This window comes from Chimaeribacter arupi, assembly GCF_002858805.1.
Taxonomy (GTDB): domain Bacteria; phylum Pseudomonadota; class Gammaproteobacteria; order Enterobacterales; family Enterobacteriaceae; genus Chimaeribacter; species Chimaeribacter arupi.
This window is the reverse complement of record NZ_PJZI01000016.1, coordinates 1-19626: the sequence shown is the minus strand read 5'-3', so window position 1 is coordinate 19626 and position 19626 is coordinate 1. Positions and strand designations below refer to the sequence as shown.

17 protein-coding genes are annotated in these 19626 nt (G+C 62.9%); 12 read left to right on the top strand and 5 right to left on the bottom strand.

The window, feature by feature from the left end:
* Positions 1–13 precede the first annotated feature (13 nt).
* From CYR52_RS11035 to CYR52_RS11025, 3 genes are all read left to right on the top strand, one after another.
* Positions 14–1267, top strand: a complete 1254-nt coding sequence (locus CYR52_RS11035) for a nucleoside permease (protein ID WP_072928413.1) — start codon at positions 14–16, stop codon at positions 1265–1267.
* Positions 1268–1323: 56 nt separating this feature from the next.
* On the top strand, positions 1324–1482 hold the full coding sequence (locus tag CYR52_RS11030) for a DUF1427 family protein (protein WP_072928412.1): 159 nt from the start codon (positions 1324–1326) through the stop codon (positions 1480–1482).
* 111 nt (positions 1483–1593) lie between these two features.
* On the top strand, positions 1594–2478 hold the full coding sequence (locus CYR52_RS11025; protein WP_101828576.1) for a LysR family transcriptional regulator: 885 nt from the start codon (positions 1594–1596) through the stop codon (positions 2476–2478).
* A 231-nt stretch (positions 2479–2709) separates the two neighbouring features.
* Here the strand turns inward: CYR52_RS11025 and rhaR are convergent, their stop codons facing one another.
* Together rhaR and rhaS are read right to left on the bottom strand one after the other, a co-directional pair.
* Positions 2710–3546 (bottom strand): HTH-type transcriptional activator RhaR, encoded by an 837-nt coding sequence (rhaR, locus tag CYR52_RS11020; RefSeq protein WP_101828595.1) that lies wholly within the window; start codon positions 3544–3546, stop codon positions 2710–2712.
* A gap of 96 nt (positions 3547–3642) precedes the next feature.
* Complete coding sequence (gene rhaS, locus CYR52_RS11015) at positions 3643–4467, bottom strand: HTH-type transcriptional activator RhaS (protein ID WP_072928410.1); 825 nt, start codon at positions 4465–4467, stop codon at positions 3643–3645.
* Between the two features lie 404 nt (positions 4468–4871).
* Here rhaS and rhaB point away from each other — a divergent pair, with 404 nt between their 5' ends.
* The 5 genes from rhaB (at position 4872) to CYR52_RS10990 (ending at position 10560) form a co-directional block, all read left to right on the top strand.
* Positions 4872–6344, top strand: a complete 1473-nt coding sequence (gene rhaB, locus CYR52_RS11010) for a rhamnulokinase (protein ID WP_101828575.1) — start codon at positions 4872–4874, stop codon at positions 6342–6344.
* Positions 6341–7606, top strand: a complete 1266-nt coding sequence (locus tag CYR52_RS11005; RefSeq protein WP_101828574.1) for an L-rhamnose isomerase — start codon at positions 6341–6343, stop codon at positions 7604–7606. The genes rhaB and CYR52_RS11005 overlap by 4 nt, the downstream gene beginning before the upstream one ends.
* A gap of 96 nt (positions 7607–7702) precedes the next feature.
* A complete protein-coding gene (fucO, locus tag CYR52_RS11000; protein ID WP_101828573.1) occupies positions 7703–8851 on the top strand; it encodes a lactaldehyde reductase in 1149 nt (382 codons plus the stop codon).
* Positions 8852–8917: 66 nt separating this feature from the next.
* On the top strand, positions 8918–9232 hold the full coding sequence (gene rhaM / locus CYR52_RS10995) for an L-rhamnose mutarotase (RefSeq protein ID WP_101828572.1): 315 nt from the start codon (positions 8918–8920) through the stop codon (positions 9230–9232).
* Between the two features lie 173 nt (positions 9233–9405).
* Positions 9406–10560, top strand: coding sequence for an iron-containing alcohol dehydrogenase (locus CYR52_RS10990; RefSeq protein WP_072928405.1), 1155 nt, complete (start codon positions 9406–9408; stop codon positions 10558–10560).
* Here CYR52_RS10990 and CYR52_RS10985 read toward each other — a convergent pair.
* Complete coding sequence (locus CYR52_RS10985) at positions 10554–11033, bottom strand: winged helix-turn-helix transcriptional regulator (RefSeq protein ID WP_072928404.1); 480 nt, start codon at positions 11031–11033, stop codon at positions 10554–10556. The two genes, CYR52_RS10990 and CYR52_RS10985, sit on opposite strands and share 7 nt — an antisense overlap.
* Before the next feature lie 135 nt (positions 11034–11168).
* Between CYR52_RS10985 and CYR52_RS10980 the strand changes: the two genes are divergently transcribed.
* On the top strand, positions 11169–11945 hold the full coding sequence (locus tag CYR52_RS10980) for a glucose 1-dehydrogenase (protein WP_101828571.1): 777 nt from the start codon (positions 11169–11171) through the stop codon (positions 11943–11945).
* Here the strand turns inward: CYR52_RS10980 and CYR52_RS10975 are convergent, their stop codons facing one another.
* On the bottom strand, positions 11946–12572 hold the full coding sequence (locus tag CYR52_RS10975; RefSeq protein ID WP_101828594.1) for an NUDIX hydrolase: 627 nt from the start codon (positions 12570–12572) through the stop codon (positions 11946–11948).
* Positions 12573–12801: 229 nt separating this feature from the next.
* Between CYR52_RS10975 and CYR52_RS10970 the strand changes: the two genes are divergently transcribed.
* On the top strand, positions 12802–15714 hold the full coding sequence (locus CYR52_RS10970) for a hypothetical protein (protein ID WP_101828570.1): 2913 nt from the start codon (positions 12802–12804) through the stop codon (positions 15712–15714).
* 10 nt (positions 15715–15724) lie between these two features.
* Positions 15725–16900 (top strand): hypothetical protein, encoded by a 1176-nt coding sequence (locus tag CYR52_RS10965; protein ID WP_101828569.1) that lies wholly within the window; start codon positions 15725–15727, stop codon positions 16898–16900.
* A gap of 80 nt (positions 16901–16980) precedes the next feature.
* On the opposite strand, the gene ansP is transcribed toward CYR52_RS10965, so the two are convergent.
* Entirely contained in the window at positions 16981–18450 is a 1470-nt protein-coding gene (gene ansP, locus CYR52_RS10960) for an L-asparagine permease (RefSeq protein WP_072928400.1), read from the bottom strand.
* 322 nt (positions 18451–18772) lie between these two features.
* On the opposite strand from ansP, the gene CYR52_RS10955 reads away from it, so the two are divergent.
* Entirely contained in the window at positions 18773–19168 is a 396-nt protein-coding gene (locus CYR52_RS10955; protein ID WP_072928399.1) for a YgiW/YdeI family stress tolerance OB fold protein, read from the top strand.
* The last annotated feature ends 458 nt before the right edge of the window (positions 19169–19626 follow it).

Here is a 19626-nt window from a genome sequence, read left to right as displayed (position 1 = left end):
AAAGGAAAATGATATGGAGATAACCTCCCGCCTGAAAATCATGTCATTCCTGCAATATTTTATCTGGGGAAGCTGGCTGGTCACGCTGGGTTCTTACATGATTAACCGCCTGCATTTTACCGGGGCCGATGTCGGCATGGTTTACAGCTCGAAAGGGCTGGCGGCGATCGTGATGCCGGGGCTGGTCGGGATCATCGCGGATAAATGGCTGCGGGCTGACCGCGCCTATCTGCTGTGCCATCTGGTGGGGGCGGCGGCGCTCTGGTATGCCGCGCAGGTCGCCACGCCGGGCGTGATGTTCTGGGTGATGCTGGTCAATGCGATGGCGTTTATGCCCACCATTGCGCTGTCAAACAGCGTGGCCTACGCCTGCCTGGCGCGCGCCGGCCTCCCGAGCGTCACCCATTTCCCACCGATCCGCGTCTACGGCACCCTGGGCTTTATCAGCGCCATGTGGGTCATCAGCCTGCTCGGGCTGGAGCTGAGCAACCTCCAGCTCTATATCGCCTCCGGCGCGTCGTTGTGCCTGGCGGCCTACGCCCTGACGCTGCCGGCCATTCCGCCTGCCGGCCACACCTCGCAGACGCTGGCCGGAAAACTGGGGCTGGAGGCGTTTGTGCTGTTCAAAAAGCCGCGGATGGCGATCTTTTTCCTGTTCGCCATGTTGCTGGGTGCGGTACTGCAAGTCACCAACACCTTCGGCAGCCCGTTCCTGCACGATTTTGCCCGCCAGCCTGTGTTCGCTGACAGCCTAGTAGTGAAATACCCCTCCCTGCTGCTGTCCGTTTCCCAGATGTCAGAAGTGGGCTTCATCCTGACTATCCCGTTCTTCCTCCGGCGTTTCGGCATCAAAACCGTGATGCTGATGAGCATGGTGGCGTGGATGCTGCGCTTCGGCCTGTTTGCGTTTGGTGACCCCTCCGCCACCGGCATGGTGCTGTTGCTGCTGTCGATGGTGGTGTACGGCTGCGCGTTCGATTTTTTCAATATTTCCGGCTCGGTGTTTGTCGAGCAGGAGGTCGACCCGCGCATCCGGGCCAGTGCACAGGGGCTGTTTATGACCATGGTCAACGGCGTAGGGGCCTATATCGGCGCCATCCTGAGCGGCCTGGCAGTGGATCACTTCACGGTGGAAGGCGTTAAAGCGTGGCAAACCATCTGGCTGATTTTTGCCGCCTATGCGCTGCTGCTGGCCGTGCTGTTTGCCGTGGCGTTCCGCTACCCGCATACCCCCGGCCGGGCGGCTGTGCCGCGGTCACTGCATTAATCCCTGCCGGCTGGGGCACCGGCCGGCCATCATGTCGATCATAAAAGGAGGTCAATGTGAGAGAGATTCTGTTTTCTTCGGGCGTAGGCTTTGGAATTGGCGCGCTGTTTACCCTGCTGCGGCTGCCGATCCCGGTGCCGAATGTCTTGCCGGGCATCCTGTCGATTGTCTTTATGTACATCGGCTATCTGGTGATCACCTTTTTGCGCCATTAATTTGCGCGCTCCGTTCCGCTTTGTTTAACGCGCGATTGCCGGTTGCGCGACACGGCAGGATGATGACGCGCCTGTCATGGCATGTCATCAACCGGCAAGGAGCGGGCTTTCATGGAGCATGTATTTCGGACGGATTTAAAGCTGCTGCGGTATTTTCTGGCCGTCGCGGAGGAGCTGCATTTTGGCCGGGCCGCCGCCCGGCTCCATATGTCGCAGCCGCCGCTCAGCACACATATTAAAGATCTGGAAACCCAATTGGGTACGCCGCTGTTTATCCGCCATTCGCGCAGCGTGGTGCTGACCCAGGCCGGGCGGGTATTGATGGAAGAGGCGCGCAAACTGCTCACCAATACCCACCTGGCGCTGGCGCGGGTCGAAAAAATTGGCCGCGGCGAAACCGGCCGCATTGCGCTGGGCTTAGTGGGCACGGCCCTGTGGGGCACCCTGCGCACGCTGATCTACCGTTTTATGCAGGACAACCCCGAGGTGGAGATCACCTTCCATGAGCAGTCGCCCGACCGGCAACGGCTCATGCTGGAGCGCCAGCAACTGGATGTGGGCCTCTGGCGTATGGCAGTGGACCCGCCGTATGGCCTGCACAGCGTGCGGTTGCATCAGGCCGCATTCCAGGTGGCCCTGCCCTGCCAACACCCGCTGGCCGCTCACGCCACGGTGCCGTTGGCGAGGCTGAGCCGCGAGCCGTTCATTACCCTGCCGGCGGCGCACTCTGACTGGCGGTTTCTGCATAACATCTGTTTAAGCGCAGGCTTTACCCCCTCGATTGTGCGCGAAGCGGTGGAGCCGCAAACGGTGCTGGCGCTGATCAGCATGGGGCTGGGCATCACCCTGATGGCCGACAGTTATGCGCAGATGGCGTGGCCGGGCGTGGTATTCCGCCCGCTGAGCGAGCCTATCCCGGCGGATCTCTATGCGGTGTATGACGAGGCGCAGATCACCCCGGCGGTTACCCGTCTGATCGCGACGCTGAAAACGTAGCCGGGCGCCCGAGGGTACCGCAGAAACAGGGGAGCAGGAAAAGCGCAGATAAAGGCCAGGTCACCGGGTGGAGAGGTGCCGGAACACAGCGCGGATAAAGGTCAGAGCGCAGGGTGGAGAGGTGCCGGGGCACAGCGCGGATAAAGGCCAGGCCACCGGGTGGAGAGGTGCCGGAACACAGCGCGGATAAGGGCAAGGCCACCGCGGGGCGCAGGGTGGATGAGCGCCGGGTTACCGCTGGAACCGTTGCCGGTAACCACTGGGGGTGGCGCCGAATGCGCGGTTGAACACCACAGAAAAGTAGTTGCTGTCATCGAACCCGCAGGCGGCGGCCACATCGCCAATCGGCTGCCGGCTGTGCCGCAGCAGTGCCATCGCGTTGCAGAGCCGCAGTTGCCGCAGGTAGTCACTGATGCTCATGCCGGTTTGCTGTTTGAACAATGCGCGCAGGGTGCGCGGCGTTAAGCGGTGCTGTTCGCAGAACGCCTCCAGCCGGAACGGCCCGGCGATGCTGCCGCGCAGGGCCAGCATCAGTAAGTCCATCTGCTGGGCGTCGGCCAGTTCCCGGCTGTCCGGGTGGTGGCGGTAGCGCTGCAACAGCAACGCCAGTTGCAGCAACAGCGCCTCGGCAAGCTGTAACGACAGCGGGTCGGACTTCAGGCACTCCTGCGCCAGCGCGTCCACTTTGCAGCGCAGCACATCCATGCCCAGCATACTCAGCCGCCAGTAGCGCCCGGCCTGCGGCACCTCATGGCCCGGCAGCAGGGAGGCCCAGTCTGTGGGCAGCCGCAGCCGCTCACGGGCGAACAGGATGTTATCCAGCTCCAGTCCATTCACTGACTCATAGCTGTGGCGGTCACGCGCATCCACATAAAACAGGTCGCCGCAGGTAATACGGTAGGGAATATCGTTCCAGATGTGCAAACCGTTGCCGCGCCACACCACCACCAGTTCATCAAAATCGTGGTGGTGCAGCGGGAAGTCCGGCTGCGGATGGCGTTCAGCGACGCTCACCGCCTGCTGGCCGGTCAGGAAATAGTCTTGTTGCTGAAGTTTCAGCAGCGGCATGGTCTCCACATCTCCCGGACACAGGGCAAACGGCTATCCTGCCATAACCCCCGGCCGCCGGGGTTGACGGCGGCCTGAAATCCGGAAAATTTCTGGTCAGCGCACGCTGTTGCGCATCATTTTCGGCGAGAGGTCAAACTCGCGCCGGAACTGGGTAGAGAAGTGGTTGCTGTCACCGAACCCGCACTCATGGGCGATCTGGGTAATGCTCTGGTCGGTCTGAAACAACCGGCGGCGCGCCTCCAGCAGCCGCAGGCGGTTAAGGTAACGCTGCGGCGTCATGCCGGTGTGCTGCTTCACCTGCCGGTGCAGGGTACGCAGCGCCAGCGAGTAGCGATCGGCCAGTTCGCTCCAGCCCACCTCTTCAGTGAAGTTTTTATCCAGCCAACGCAGCAGCGCCAGCACATTGGCATCCCGCCCGCCGTTGGATTCCAGCTGGCAACAGCTGCGGTGCAGCAGCAGCAGCAGTTGCAGGAAGCGGCTCTCACTGGCGGCGATCCCTTCGTCACTGTGGTCTTCCGCCAGTTGGGCCAGCGTGCGGATGTGCTGGCGCGCCTCCTGCAACGCCTCCTGGCCGATATGCCAGTGCACCTGCCCCTGGCCGTCATCCGGCGGCAGAAAGCGGTCAATACCGGTAAGGAAACGGAACGCCTGCGGGGAACGGTACAACACGTTGGTGAGGTAAAGCCCCTCCACGTTCTCAAACAAGTGGTGGTCACGGTCGCGCACAAAGCACACGGTGCCGCTGCACAGGGTGTAGGGGCGGTCATTGAACACATGCACCCCCGCCCCGCTCTCCACCAGCACAATCTCGTAGAAGTCGTGGTGGTGCTCCGGGAAAGGCGGCTGCGGGGCGCGTGGCTCTACCGTCACGGTCATCGCCCGGGACGCAAAAAAGTCATCACCTGCCAGTAACGTCATTTTTAATGCCTCCGGTAAACAGTCAGGGAGTGCGGCGCGGGCCGCACCTGTCATACCGCCGGCCACCTGGGCGCAACAGAGTGAAAGAAACCGTGCGCGCCCTGAGGCCAACCGGCCTGACGCAGTGTAAGGCGCGCGTGCGCCGGGCTGCCTTGAAACCACGGCAGTCATCGCCCGGAAAACGGTCATTTTTTCAAGATTGTGCGGCTTAAGGTGGGAACTGTGTAGCAGATCACATCTCATTAACAACTCTGCGCCGGGCGCAGCAGTGGCGGGAACTGTGATCTGATTCACGGGGATCTTTGCCATTTTGCCAACCGGTTTTCAGCGATGGCAATCACCGGAAGGTGGCCTGTTTACCCTTTCCCTACACTCGCTGCATAGTCTGTTAAGGGATAACCACGATGACCGTACGCAATATCGCCACAGTGGATTTGGGCGCCTCCAGCGGGCGGGTAATGCTCGCCCGTTTTGATACCACCACACGCCGCATCACGCTTACCGAGATCCACCGCTTCACCAACCAGCTGGTGCGGTGTGAGGATCATGACGTCTGGGACGTGGACTACCTTGAAAGCCAGATGCTGCACGGCCTGCGGCAGATCGACGCCGACGGCATCGTGCTCGACAGCATCGGCATTGATACCTGGGGCGTGGACTTTGTGCTGCTGACGGCCCAGGGGGCGCGCGTAGGCCTGCCGGTGTCGTACCGTGACCACCGCACGGACGGCATCATGGCCGGGGCGGTGCGTGACCTGGGGGCAGCCTGGCTTTATGAGCGCACCGGCATCCAGTTTTTGCCGTTCAATACCCTGTTCCAGCTCAAGGCGCTGAGCCAACAACAGCCGGACTGGGTGGCAAAGGCGGACCACCTGCTGCTGATCCCTGACTATTTCCACTACCGCCTGACCGGCCGGCCCAACTGGGAGTACACCAACGCCAGCACCACCCAACTGCTGAATGTGCACAACGGGGAGTGGGACGCCGACCTGCTGGCCTGGGCCGGGGTACCGGCGCGCTGGTTTGGTACCCCCAGCCAGCCGGGCCGCGCGCTGGGCCGCTGGACGGCCCCGTCCGGGCAGCAGGTGCCGGTGGTGTCTGTCGCCACCCATGACACCGCCAGCGCCGTGGTGGCCGCGCCGCTGGCCGACGCCGGCAGTGCCTACCTCAGCTCCGGCACCTGGTCGCTGATCGGCATCGACAGCGATCGCCCTTACACCCATGCCGCTGCGCAAAAAGCCAATATGACCAACGAGGGCGGCGTTGAGGGGCGCTACCGGGTGCTGAAAAACATCATGGGCATGTGGCTGCTGCAACGCATCTGCAAGGAGCTGGCGATAGCAGACATCCCGGCGCTGGTGGCGCAGGCCGCCCAGGAAACACCGTTCGCCAGCCTGATCAACCCCAACGACGCCCGCTTTATCAACCCGGTGTCGATGGCAGATGAAATCAGGCACGCCTGCCGTGACCACCAGCAGCCGGAACCGCAGACCCCCGCCGCGCTGGCGCGCTGCATCTTCGACAGCCTGGCGATGACCTACCGCCAGGTGGCGCTGGAGCTGGCGGCGTTGCAGGGTGCGCCGCTGACGGCGCTGCATATTGTCGGCGGCGGCAGCCAGAACGATTTCCTGAACCAGTTATGTGCTGACACCTGCCGCATCCCGGTGACGGCCGGGCCGGTCGAGGCGTCCACCCTCGGCAATATCGGCTGCCAGCTGATTGCGCTGGGTGACGTCGAAAACGTCGCCGCTTACCGCCGCCTGCTGGCGGACTCCGTGTCACTGCGCCGCTTCACGCCGCAACCCCATCCCGATTTTGATACCCACTGCCGCCGCTTTGAGGCGCTCAGTCACGCTCATGAGGAGTATTCAGTATGACCGCATCCATCGACCAGGCCTGGGAACTGGCAAAACAGCGCTTCGCCGACCTTAATATTGACGCCGAGGCCGCCCTCGCAACGCTGGACACCCTGCCGGTCTCCATGCACTGCTGGCAGGGCGATGATGTCGCCGGCTTTGAAAACCCCACCGGCGGGCTGACCGGCGGCATTCAGGCCACCGGCAACTACCCCGGCAAAGCGCGCAACGCCGCCGAGCTGCGGGCCGATCTGGAGCAGGCATTCGCGCTGATCCCCGGCCCGAAACGCCTCAACCTGCACGCCATTTACCTGGAATCCGACACGCCGGTGGCGCGCAATGAGATCAAGCCGGAGCATTTTGCCAACTGGGTCGCCTGGGCGCGGGATCACCACCTGGGGCTGGACTTCAACCCCTCCTGCTTCTCCCACCCGCTGAGCGCGGACGGCTTCACGCTCTCCAGCGCCAACCCGGAAGTCCGCCAGTTCTGGATTGAGCACTGCCAGGCCAGCCGCCGTGTCTCCGCCTACTTTGGCCGCGAGCTGGGCACGCCGTCGGTGATGAACATCTGGGTGCCGGACGGCATGAAAGATCTCACCGTGGACAGGCTGGCCTTCCGCCAGCGCCTGCTCTCGGCGCTCGATGAGGTGATCAGCGAGAAATTTGACCAGAACCACCACATCGACGCGGTGGAAAGCAAGCTGTTCGGCATCGGCGCGGAGAGCTTTACCGTCGGTTCCAACGAGTTTTGCCTGGGGTATGCCGCCAGCCGCCAGACCGCGCTCTGCCTGGATGCAGGCCACTTCCACCCGACGGAAGTGATCTCTGACAAAATCTCCAGCGCGATGCTGTTTGTGCCGCGCCTGCTGCTGCACGTCAGCCGCCCGGTGCGCTGGGACAGCGACCACGTGGTGCTGCTGGACGACGAAACCCAGGCGATCGCCGGTGAGATTGTGCGCCATAACCTGTTTGACCGCGTGCACATCGGGCTGGACTTCTTTGACGCCTCGATTAACCGCATCGCCGCCTGGGTGATCGGCACCCGCAACATGAAAAAAGCACTGCTGCGCGCCCTGCTGGAACCCACCGACCAGCTGAAAAAACTGGAGCAGGACGGTGATTACACCGGCCGTCTGGCGCTGCTGGAAGAGCAGAAATCCCTGCCGTGGCAAGCCGTCTGGGATGTCTACTGCCAGCGCCACGGTGCGCCGGTCGGCAGCCAGTGGCTGGAGACGGTGCGCGGCTACGAGAAATCCGTGCTGGCGCAGCGCGTTCAGGGGTAGTCAGGCGTTGCTCACCATACCGAGCCGGGTTCGCCCGGCTTTGGGCAGATCTCAGTGCAAAATGATTCTTATGTTTATCTTTAAGAGGGTTTTGCCATGAGTTTTATGCTTGCGTTACCAAAAATCAGTTTGCACGGCGAAGGGGCGATTCAGGATCTGGTGGGGCTGCTGGCCCACCGTGCGCCGGGAAAGGCGTTGATTGTCACTGACGGCCAACTGGTGGAGCTCGGCCTGCTGAACGGCCTGTTTGCCGCACTCGAAGCCGCCGCCCTGCCTTATACCCTGTTCCGCGACGTCACCCCCAACCCCACCTCAGAGTTGGTCGATGCCGGGTACGCCTGTTTCCGGCAACAGCAGTGCGATTACCTGATCGCCTTCGGCGGCGGCAGCCCGATCGACACCGCCAAAGCGATCAGCATCCTGACCAGCAACCCCGGCCCGGCCACCGCCTATGCCGGCGTCGGCAACGTCACCCACCCCGGCGTGTTTCTGGTGGCGATCAACACCACCGCCGGGACAGCCGCAGAGCTGACCAGCAACGCAGTGATCACCGACAGCCACAAGCAGGTGAAAGAGGTGATTATCGACACCCACCTGATCCCGGACATCGCGGTGGATGACCCATCGGTGATGCTGGCGATCCCGCCCGCCGTCACCGCCGCCACCGGCATGGACGCCCTGACCCACGCCATTGAGGCCTATGTGTCGCTCGGCGCGCATACGTTGACTGACCACTCGGCGCTGGAAGCGATCCGCATCATCAGCCACTGGTTGCCGCAGGCGGTGGAGAACGGGCGCAACCTGGAAGCGCGTGAAATGATGGCCTGCGGGCAATACCTGGCCGGCATGGCGTTCAACAGTGCCGGGCTGGGGCTGGTGCATGCGCTGGCACACCAGCCGGGCGCGACCCACAACCTGCCGCACGGCGTCTGTAACGCCATCCTGCTGCCGGTGGTGGAAGCCTTTAACCGCCCGGCCGCCGTGGCACGTTTTGCCCGCATCGCGCAGGCGATGGGCGTGGAGACCCGCGGCATGAGCGACGAGCAGGCGAGCCACGCGGCGATTGACGCCCTGCGCGCCCTCTCTGTGCGCGTCGGTATTCCTGCCGGTTTCCGCGCCCTGGGCATCGGCGAGCAGGACATCGACGGCTGGCTGGATAATGCGCTGGCCGACCCGTGCGCACCCTGCAACCCGCTGGCCGCCAGCCGTGAGCAGGTGCGCGGGCTTTACCTTCAGGCGCTGTAAGCTGTTCAGCCCTCTCCTTTTTCTCAATGGGCGCGGCCGCCGCGCCCTGTGACCGCGAGGCGTTTTATGATCCGAAAAAGTTTTGTTATGCAAGTTAACCCCACCGCCCACGCAGAGTATGAGCGCCGCCATAACCCGATCTGGCCGGAGCTGGCCGAGGTGCTCAAGCAGCACGGCGCGCACCACTACAGCATTTTCCTCGATGAGAAGCGTAACCTGCTGTTCGGCGTGGTAGAGATTGAGTCAGAAGCGCGCTGGGAGGCGGTGGCCCAGACAGCGATTTGTCAGCAATGGTGGCAACATATGGCGGACATCATGCCGAGCAACCCGGACAGCAGCCCGGTCAGTGATCCGCTGCGCGAGGTTTTCTATCTGGAATAGATCGTTTTATCTGGAAGAAGCCGCTTTTTCAGGGGCATCTGACTTACACCGGCGCCGGGCGTTCTGCCCGGTGCGCACATTCCCCCCTTTCCCCGCCGGAAAAATTCGCTACCCTGAGAAGCAGACGTGTGCCCCTTCCCTGTTGTTACGATCGTTTAAAAAAGGAAAACACCATGTTTAACTTTGATTATTACAACCCAACCCGCGTGCTGTTCGGCACCCAGCGGATCGCTGATGTTGCGCTGCATATCCCGGCCGATGCGCGGGTATTGATCACCTACGGCGGCGGCAGTGCGGAGAAGTACGGCACGCTGGCGGAAACCCGCGCCGCACTGGGTGACCGTGAGGTGCACGAGTTCGGCGGCATCGAAGCCAACCCGCATGTTGACACGCTGATGCGCGCTGTGGCGCTGGTGCGTGAAAAGGGCATCACCTTCCTGCTGGCAGTGGGCGGCGGCTCAGTGGTGGACGGCACCAAATTCATCGCGGCGGCGACGCATTATGAAGGGGATATCTGGGCGATGTGGTCACAACGGCTGCCGCCGCAACAGGTGCTGCCGCTTGGTTGCATCATGACGCTGCCGGCCACCGGCTCGGAGATGAACCCCACGGCGGTGGTGACCCACACGGAACTGGGTGCCAAAGTGGGCTACAGCCACCCGGCGCTCTACCCGCGTTTCGCCATCCTCGACCCGCGCAAATCCTACACCCTGCCGCCGCGGCAGGTGGCAAACGGGGTGGTGGACGCCTTCGTCCACGTGATTGAGCAGTACCTCACCTACCCGGTGTACGCCAAAGTGCAGGACCGCTTCGCCGAAGGGCTGCTGTTGACGCTGATTGAGGAGGGGCCGAAAGCGCTGACCGACCCGGAAAATTATGACGTGCGTGCCACCGTGACCTGGGCCGCCACGCTGGCGCTGAACGGCCTGATCGGGGCCGGGGTGCCGCAGGACTGGGCCACCCACCGCATCGGCCACCAGCTTACCGCGCTCTACGCGCTGGACCACGCCCAGACGCTGGCCGTGCTGCTGCCCTCTTTGCTGAGCGTGCAGCGCGACACCAAGCGGCTGAAACTGTTGCAGTATGCCGAACGCGTCTGGGGCATCACGGACGGCGATGAGGCGGCGCGCATCACCCGCGCCATCCAGAAAACCCGTGATTTCTTCGACGACATGGGCGTCAAAACCCGGCTCAGCGCCTACGGCCTGCCGGAAAAATGCATCGACGAGGTGCTGGCGAACCTGCAACGCTTCAACCTGTTGCCGCAGGGCGAGCACCATGACATCGACGAGATCAAGGCGCGCCGCATCCTCAGCCTGAGTTACTGACCCTGTGCGGCGGCGTCTGCCGCCGTATCCACCCCGCCCGGCACCAGGCTGACCTCGTCCGGGGCCAGCACCCGGCCATCCTGCGCCCGCATCTCCAGCTTGCGTAACGGCCGGCCGTGCAGGCTGTCCACCAGTTGGGCAGGCCGGTCACCGCCGCTGAACAGGTACTCGCCGCCCCACTGCCCCAGCGCCACCAGCACCGGTTGCAACGCCCGTCCTTTTTCCGTCAGCCGGTACTCCTGATACGCAGAGCCATCCGCCGCCGGGCTGACGGCCAGAATGCCCTCCGCCACCAGCGCCTTAAGCCGCACCGACAGGATATTTTTCGCCGCGCCCAGATGGCGCTGGAACTCACTGAACCGGGTCATGCCGTGCAGGGCATCCCGCACGATCAGCAGCGTCCACCAGTCACCGATGACATCCAGCGATCGCGCCACCGGGCAGAGGCTGTCATGTAAACTTTTTCTTTTCATCAGGCTCTTTCTTTTCAACAGGTTATTTCAGCGCGGTATTTTTTCACCGCGTTCATGTCAGTTTCTGGTTGCATGATAAAACCACTACTGCTAAAAATCATCTGGTTTTATTATTAAACCATTTAGAGGTGCAGCATGAGATTACAAGGCAAAACGGCGTTTATCACCGGCGGGAACAGCGGCATCGGGCTGGCGACGGCCAGACTGTTTATTGAACAGGGTGCCCGCGTCGCCATTACCGGGCGTAACCCACAGACGCTGGCACAGGCGGCGGCGGAACTGGGGCCGAACGCGCTGGCGCTTACCGCCGATACGCAGGACCCGGCCGCCCTGGCGGCGGCCCTCGCCACCGCCACGCAGCAGTTCGGCGCGCTGGACAGCGTATTCGCCAATGCCGGGGTGGGCGGCGCGACACCGGTCGACGATACCCCTGCGGCGGCGTTCGCGCAGATCCTGGCGATCAACGTCACCGGGGTGTTTCTCACCGTGCAGGCCGCGCTGCCGTACCTGAACCGGGGGGCGTCGATTATTCTGAATGGGTCGGTGCATGCATCGCTGGGGATGCCCGGCTTTTCGGCCTATGCCGCATCAAAAGCCGCGGTGCGGTCGATGACCAGGGTGCTGGCGGCAGAGCTGGCCCCGCGCCAATTCCGCGTCAATCAGGTGACGCCGGGTGCCACGCGCACGCCGATCTGGTCGGTTGACCCGGCAGACGCCGCCGGCATGGCGCAACTGGAGGCGTCGATCGCCCGCAGCGTGCCGCTGGCGCGGATGGGGGATGCCGCGGAGCTGGCGAATGCCGTGCTGTTCCTCGCCTCAGACGAGGCCGCCTACATCACCGGCCAGGAGATTGTGGTGGATGGCGGCCTCACCGGCGCCCCGGCAGGCGCGCCGATCTACCGCGGGGCGTGATCAGTCGATCACCATGGTCGGCACCGGGCTGAGGGCGTAACTGAAGGCGTCGAGAATGTCCGCCTCAATCACCCGCAGGGTGGAGAGGCCGGGCAACTCTTCCGGTGCGAACAGCCCGACCTCCAGCGTCTCTGCCCCGGCCTGGTAAGGCGTGGTATCGACCCGGCGGCAGAGGAAAAAGAGTTTGTAAAAGTCCAGGATATCCGGGGTGTAGGCGTGTTTCGCCTTGTGGCGGATGCTGTAGAGCACCTGCACTTCCACCGTGACGCCCGCCTCCTCCAGCACCTCTTTCACCACGTTCTCGCGCGGCGACAGGCCGATTTCCGCGAAGCCGCCCGGCAGCGTCCAGAGGCCGTCTGATTTCTCACGCACCAGCACAATTTTGCCGTGCTCGATGATCGCCGCGCGCACATCAATTTTCGGCGTGGCGTAACCCTGCCCGCTGTCAGCGTAAATGCCCTCAATGCGGTCCACCGGCACATCGGTGATGTCTGCCAGCATACCGCGGGCGATCGCCGCGATCTCCTCATAGCGTTCGCGGTCAAACTCGTCCCGGCAGTAGTGCAGCCCGGTTGAGGCGATGGCATACAATTTCTTTGCCCGGCGTAACCAATTATTTTCATGCATCTGATCCACGGTGCGGCTCCTGTCAAAAGGGAGAAAGCCTGATAACAGCATGGAAAGCGTGCGGCTTCAACGGCTTTTTCCCGCCCGGCACCCTGCGCCTGCGGCCGCTGGATGAGCAGAAGTAATGCATGGTGCCCCTGCGCCACCCGGCCGGGCGGCGGCCTGCTACGCTTAGCCCTCAGGAGCCGCGCACCCAGGATCCCTTCCCTTTCCCTTGTGAGGTATCGGTATGGCCGATCCCATCATCACTGACATTTTCCGGTTTGTGGCCGTCCGCCCGGCCGAACTCCTCACCCCGGCGCGCCGGGCGCTGCACTTTATTGCTGACCTGCGCCTCACGGAGCCGGAAGGCCAACGTTACCTGAAGGTGCTGGCGCGCGAGCTGGCGACCCCGGCACAAGCGCTGGCGTGGTCAGCACAACAGGATCGCCGGCCGTTGCCGCCGCTGGAAGCCGCCCGCGACCGGCTGCTGGCCGAGTATGCCGCGCTGCCCGCCACCGATACCCTGCCCGGTTTTGCCGAAGCCGGCGGCGCAGAGGCGCTGCTGGACGGGCAGAAGCCGCAAACCCTGCGCGAACTGGCGTTTGATGCCCTCTACGCCGCCTGGATGAGCGGGCCGGATGCCGGGCCACGCTTGCAGCAACCGATGGACGCGCTGCGGCTGCTGCACTTTTTGCAGTGCTATCAGGACGGGCTGTTAACCGATGTGCAGTCCGCGTCGGCGGCGTTGCAGGCGCAACCGCTGGTGCCGCCCGCGCTGGCGGAGTTTGTTGCCGCACCGGGGAAAGACCAGGCGCTGGCCGCGGCTGAACAGGCCGCCGCAGAGCGGGATCAACACCATGCGGCAGTGCAGGCGTTGCGCCCGCTGTTTGAGGAGTACGCCGCCACCGAAACCCTGCTCACGGCGGCGCGGCAGGCCCCGCCTGCCCGGCGGCCGGCTGAAACCCGCAGTGCCGATGGCCGCACCCTGACGCTGACCAGCCTGGTGCCGTTGGGTGATGTGTTGGCCCCCGCCTCCCGCACGCTGATGAACCGCCTGTCGCTGGCTGACAATACCCCGCTGCCGCGCGCCACGGCGGCACTGCAACAGCATTTGCAGGCGCTGACCCGCGACATCGCCGCGCAGCCTGACAGCCCCGCCCTGCGCACGCTGGCGCAGGAGTACAACCTCCGGGCACTGAAGCCAGTGATTGCCGCGCCCCGGCGCATCGTGGTGCTGCCCGGTGCGGAACAGGCTGCCGATGTGGAGATGGGCGGGCGCATCCGGCCGCTCGGCATCGGCGATTTGCTGGTGGTGAAACAGCAACTGGCGGCCTACCTGCCGGGCGAGGTGGCGCACATTGAAAATGTGCTGAAAGGGGAATTCCGCGAACGTACCCACCGCACGCTGGATCGCACCGAAACGATTTTGTTCAGTTCGCTGGAGGAGAACCAGGAAACCGAGCGTGATACCCAGTCCACCGACCGGTTCGAGCTGAAAAAAGAGACGGAGGCCACGCTGAAAGAGGAGATGGCGCTCAGCGCCGGGGTGACGGTCAGCGGCCAGTATGGGCTGGTCAAGATCACGGCACAGGGTGATTTCGCCTATAAAACTGCCAAAGAGGAATCCAGCAAAAACAGCAGCAGCTTTGCCCAGGAGCTGGTGGATCGCGCCGTCAGCAAGGTACAGAAAAAAGTCAAAACCGAGCGCACCGACAAAACCTTCCACGAAACCGAGGAAACCAACAAACACGGCATCGACAACAAAGACGGCAGCGGCCATATCACCGGCGTTTACCGCTGGGTGGACAAAAAATACCACGCGCAGATCTACAACTATGGCTGCCGCCTGATGCTGGAATTCATCCTGCCGGAACCGGCCGCCTATTACCGCGCCTCGCTGATCAAAGCGGCCGTGACGGCCACCGGTGCCGTGCCGCCGGTGCCGTTCCTTGACCTCAACGGCCAGCCGCTGGGCATTGAGGACATCACCGAGGACAACTACCAGATTTTCGCCGGGCGCTATAACGCCGCCGTGGAGCCGCCGCCGCCCTACTGGACAACGGCCTCCACCAGCTTTGACCAGAGCGGGATTGCCAATGGCGCCACGGTGTCGAAATCAATTAAAGATGTGGTGATCCCCGAAGGTTACCGGCTGGCGATGTTCAGCCTGAAAGTGGCGTTAACCTGGGAAAACCACCCGCAATGCGTGGTACAGGTGGGGGAATGGGCCTGGCATGTGCTGAACAATACCCATGCCCTGCAAGGCAGCAGCAGCAATTACGGCTTCGCCCCGCTGGACCTCAACCAGCTCACCGACGAACCGCTGGCACCGTCCGGCAACCTGCCGGTCAGCCTGGTGGGGTATGACATCAACGCCTATGCCGTTAACCTGGCCGCCAACTGCGTACGCACCAAAGAGAAATACCAGAAGTGGCAGGCCACCGCCTTTGAGAAAATCTACAGCGCCTGGCTGGCCCTGAAAACCGCCTATGACCAGAAAATCGCGCAGGCAGAGGCGCAGGCCGGGGCGGTGATCATCGAGGGGCGCAACCCGGCAGCCAACCGCGAAATTGAGCAACGCGAGCTGAAAAAGCTCTGCATCACCATGATGACCGGCCAGCATTTCAACCAGTTCAACGCCATGACCAGCCCGGCCGATCAACCTGCACACCTGCCGGAGCTGAAGCCGCTGGAGGCGCTGAGCGAAGGGCGTTATATCCAGTTCTTCGAGCAGGCGTTTGACTGGCCGCAACTGACCTACCTGTTCTACCCCTATTTCTGGGGGCGCAAGAAAAATTGGGTCAGCACCAGTAATCTGACCGACCCGGACCCGCTGTTTGCCCAGTTCCTCCAGGCGGGTGCGGCGCGGGTGATTGTGCCGGTGCCGTTGGCCTACAGCACCGCCGTGCTCTATTTCCTGCAAAAAACCACCCCGCCGCTGCCGGTCAGCAGCAAACTCTGGCTGGGCGGCGAAGCCCCGACGCTCGACGACCCGCAGTTCACCTCGATTGCTTATGAGATCCGAAAACGCACGGACGATCTCTACGGCGCGGCGCCGGTCGAGCCGAAAGCGCAAAACGGCTGGGATTTCACCCTGCCGACCACGCTGGTGTGGCTGCAAAGTGACGCCACGCTGCCCACTTACCCGGTCACGCTGTGAGGCCCAGACCATGAGCGAAGCCCCGGACAGCGTCTCCAGCGACGGCGCGCCCTTTGATGCCTTATGCGGCGGGTTTAAGCGGCCGGTGCCGCGCAACTCCTCGGTCCCGCTGATTGCCCAGGCTTACGCGGCGGCACTGTACCGGGAGAATTTCTTCCAGCGCTATACGCTGGGTGAAGTCTTTTTTGAAACCGAATACCGCTGGGTCGGCACCGGCAACCCGCTGCTGGACCTGGCGCTGAAACACATTGTTGCAGAAATGCGCAACTACTATGCCCGCAACGTGGAAAACCGCGACATGATTAAGCAGGGCAAACCGGCCACCAGGCTGAAAGAGGGGCGCTATATCCGCCCCGATGTGCTGGGGCTGGCGCTGGATATTCCGCGCCGGATGCTGTTTTGTGAGCTGCTGGAAATCAGCACCATCGATCAGGCCAGAGAGACCATTGCAGGCGACCTGGTGCCGAAACTGGCGATCCTGCGCGGGCCGGTCAAAACCCTGCTGGAAGAGGCGCTGCTGCGTCTGAACCAGCGCGGCACCTTTCCGCAGACGTTTGACGCCAGCGGCGCGCCCTGGATTATCCCGCCGCAGCTGATTATCGTGCCGCTGTTCCCTGAGGCGGGCACCTCTACCGCCTCCACCCGCTTTCGCTGGATCTGCTTTGGCCCGACCTACCGCTACCGGCCGATGCCGTTTGCCGGCATCGTCAACGAGCCACCGGAGGCCCCGGCGCGCGGGCTGTTGCTCTACAGCTACCACGAGGCCGGCATCAACGAGGTGGCGGTGCCGGAGCAGGTGTTTGTCAATATGCGCAAATGGCTGGCCAACCAGCAACGCCTCGCCACCCGGCTGGAGCTGTTGCCGCTGAACAGTTACACCCAGTACTGGCAGCAAAACCCGGATGACCTGAAACGGCTGCTCGGCTACCTGGCGGTGGGCGTAGCCGCCGTGGCGGTGGTGGCGCTGGCGGTATGGCTCGCCCCGGTGATTGCCGGTTCCGCCGCGGCGCTGCTCAGTGAAATGGCGGTCGCGGCCTCGGCCGAAGCGATGATTGCACAGGGCACGGCTGTGGCGGCGGCGCTTTCACACTTTTTGCCGCAGATTATGCGTACTGCGCAGATGGCGATCGGGGCGGCGGCCAGCCTCGGGGGCCTCGGGGGCCTGCAAACGGCGGGCAGCTATTAAGCAGGGAAACGGGGAGACAGCGGCAGCCTTCGCCGCCAATAAAAAGGGCGGCCGGTTGGCCGCCCGCATCAGGGGGGAAATTACTCGGTGACGTGCTTCGCTTCGTGCGCCTGTTGCTCCGCTTTCACCTCTTCTGCGCGTTTGCGCAGGCCGAACCAGCCCAGCGTCAGCAGAATCACCAGCACCGGAATGGTCGCCACGGTGTAGGTGCCGTTCGGGTAGTCAAACGCCATCAGCACCAGTACGCCCAGCAGGAACGCCAGCGTCAGCCAGGAGGTAAACGGCGCGCCCGGCATTTTGAAGGAGACCTCTTTCGCATGGCCCTCTTTCACCGCTTTGCGGAACTTCATCTGGCAGACCACGATAAACGCCCAGGAGCTGAGGATACCCAGCGACGCGACGTTCAGCACAATCTCAAACACCTGCGACGGTACGTAGTAGTTCAGCACCACGCCCACCACATACACGGCGGCGGTGACCAGGATCCCGGCATACGGCACCTGCTGGCTGCTCATTTTTGACATCAGCTTCGGTGCGGAGCCGCCCATCGACAGCGACCGCAGAATGCGCCCGGTGGAGTAGAGGCCGGAGTTCAGGCTGGAGAGCGCCGCGGTCAGCACCACGATGTTCATAATGCTGCCGATATACGGCACGCCCAGCTTGCTGAAGAAGGTCACGAACGGGCTCTGCCCCGCCTGGTAGGCGTTCCACGGCAGCAGGCAGACCAGCAGCACAATGGAGCCGACGTAGAACAGGGCAATACGCCAGATCACGCTGTTGATCGCTTTCGGCAACACGCTTTCCGGGTCTTTGGTTTCACCGGCGGCGGTGCCCACCAGCTCAACCGCGGCAAAGGCGAACACCACGCCCTGCACCAGCACCAGCGCCGGCAGCAGCCCGTGCGGGAACAGCCCGCCGTTATCGGAGATCAGATGCAGGCCGGTGACGTTGCCGTCCAGCGGTTTGCCGCTGCCGAGGAACACCACGCCGACCACCAGGAACAGCACAATCGCCGCCACTTTAATCAGGGCGAACCAGAACTCCATCTCCGCGAACCATTTCACGCCGATCATGTTCATGGTCACCACGATCGCCAGCGCGCCCAGCGCGAACATCCACTGCGGCACGTCCGCGAACCCGCCCCAGTAGTGCATATAGAGCGCCACGGCGGTGATGTCCACGATGCCGGTCATCGCCCAGTTCAGGAAGTACATCCAGCCTGCGACATAGGAGGCCTTCTCACCCAGGAACTCACGGGCATAAGAGACGAAACTGCCGCTGGTTGGGCGGTGCAGCACCAGCTCACCCAGCGCCCGCAGGATGAAGAAGGAGAACAGCCCGCATACCGCATAAACCAGCGCCAGCGCAGGCCCGGCCATCTGTAACCGCGCCCCGGCCCCGAGGAACAACCCGGTGCCGATGGAGCCGCCGATAGCGATCATCTGAACCTGGCGGTTCCCCATGCCTTTGTGATACCCGGCCTCGTGAGAGTCCAGCCAGCGGCGCTTCGCGGCATGGCGCGTACTCTCGGATTTCTTATGTGATTTCATTGATATCCTAATTTCCTGTCTGCCGGCGCCCCTCCCGGCCCAGGCAACCGTTTGCTGGGGCTGGGGGATTAGCGCCTGTTCTCTGATAACAACCGGTAAAACGGCGGTGAATGCTACCTTGTCTCGGGAGTGGAGGCAAAAATTCTCATGCAGAAACCGTGATTATTTATGTGAGGGCGTGAAACAGCTCACGGTAAGTTCAAAAAAAGCCGGGCAGGGGTTTGCCTAGCAAAACAGTGACTTTGTGCCATGCTTAAGGGTAAGCATAAAAATAGCCGGGCGGAAAAACAGGCCGTGCCGGAGCGAGACAAAGGAGAGTTGAATGAAAAAGTTAACGATTGCTGCGCTGCTGACTGTGATGACCCTGCCTGCTTTTGCCGAAGACAACGGCGGCTTTAAAGCGGACGAGCCGGCCCCACCGGCACACAAACAGGACGCCGGGATCCGCGGTTCTGAAGATGCCCGCGGCGCGACAGTAGAGCTGGCACGCACCATGCGCCAGGACGCCTGGGTGACGCTGGAAGGCCATATCATCAAGAAAACCGGCAAGGACCAGTTTGAGTTCCGCGACAAAACCGGCACTGTCGGGATTACCGTCGGCGGCAACCGCTGGAACGGTGACGAGGTCACACCGGAGGACCTGGTGATGATCAGCGGGCGCGTGAAGCATGAAGGGAAAGTGACGCATGTGGTGGTGGAGCATTTGCTGAAACAGTAAATTTTGGGGGAGGCGGCTCCCCCTGCCGCCACGGGTAAAGTGGCTTGTTTCGGTTGTTCATATGCAGTTGCCTACCTGGCTTTTCAAGCCTCAACCGAGCAGGGCCTGCCGGCGCGCCGGCCCTGCCCCCTCGGGCATGAAGTACGCGGTGCGACGATAAATGGCGATGAATGACGATGTTTCTGTTTGATCGAGGTTTATTGCGTTGGCAAACGTTCGCTGTCTTTCTGCGGCTCCGCTGCCGCCACCGCGCAAGGGGCGCGTAAGCGCGCGCCCCTTGCATCCCCGCGCTTTTGGGTGATCCGGCAGAATTATTGGCCGCTCCCGCGGCTTCCCTCCAGCGTCCTCCGGGCTGCTCGGGCCGGTACAGACACGCTCCCAGCGTGGCTGTACCTCTCGCACACATCCCTGTGTGCTCGCCCGGCCCTGCGTCCTCGTCGGCAATAATTTTAATGCCC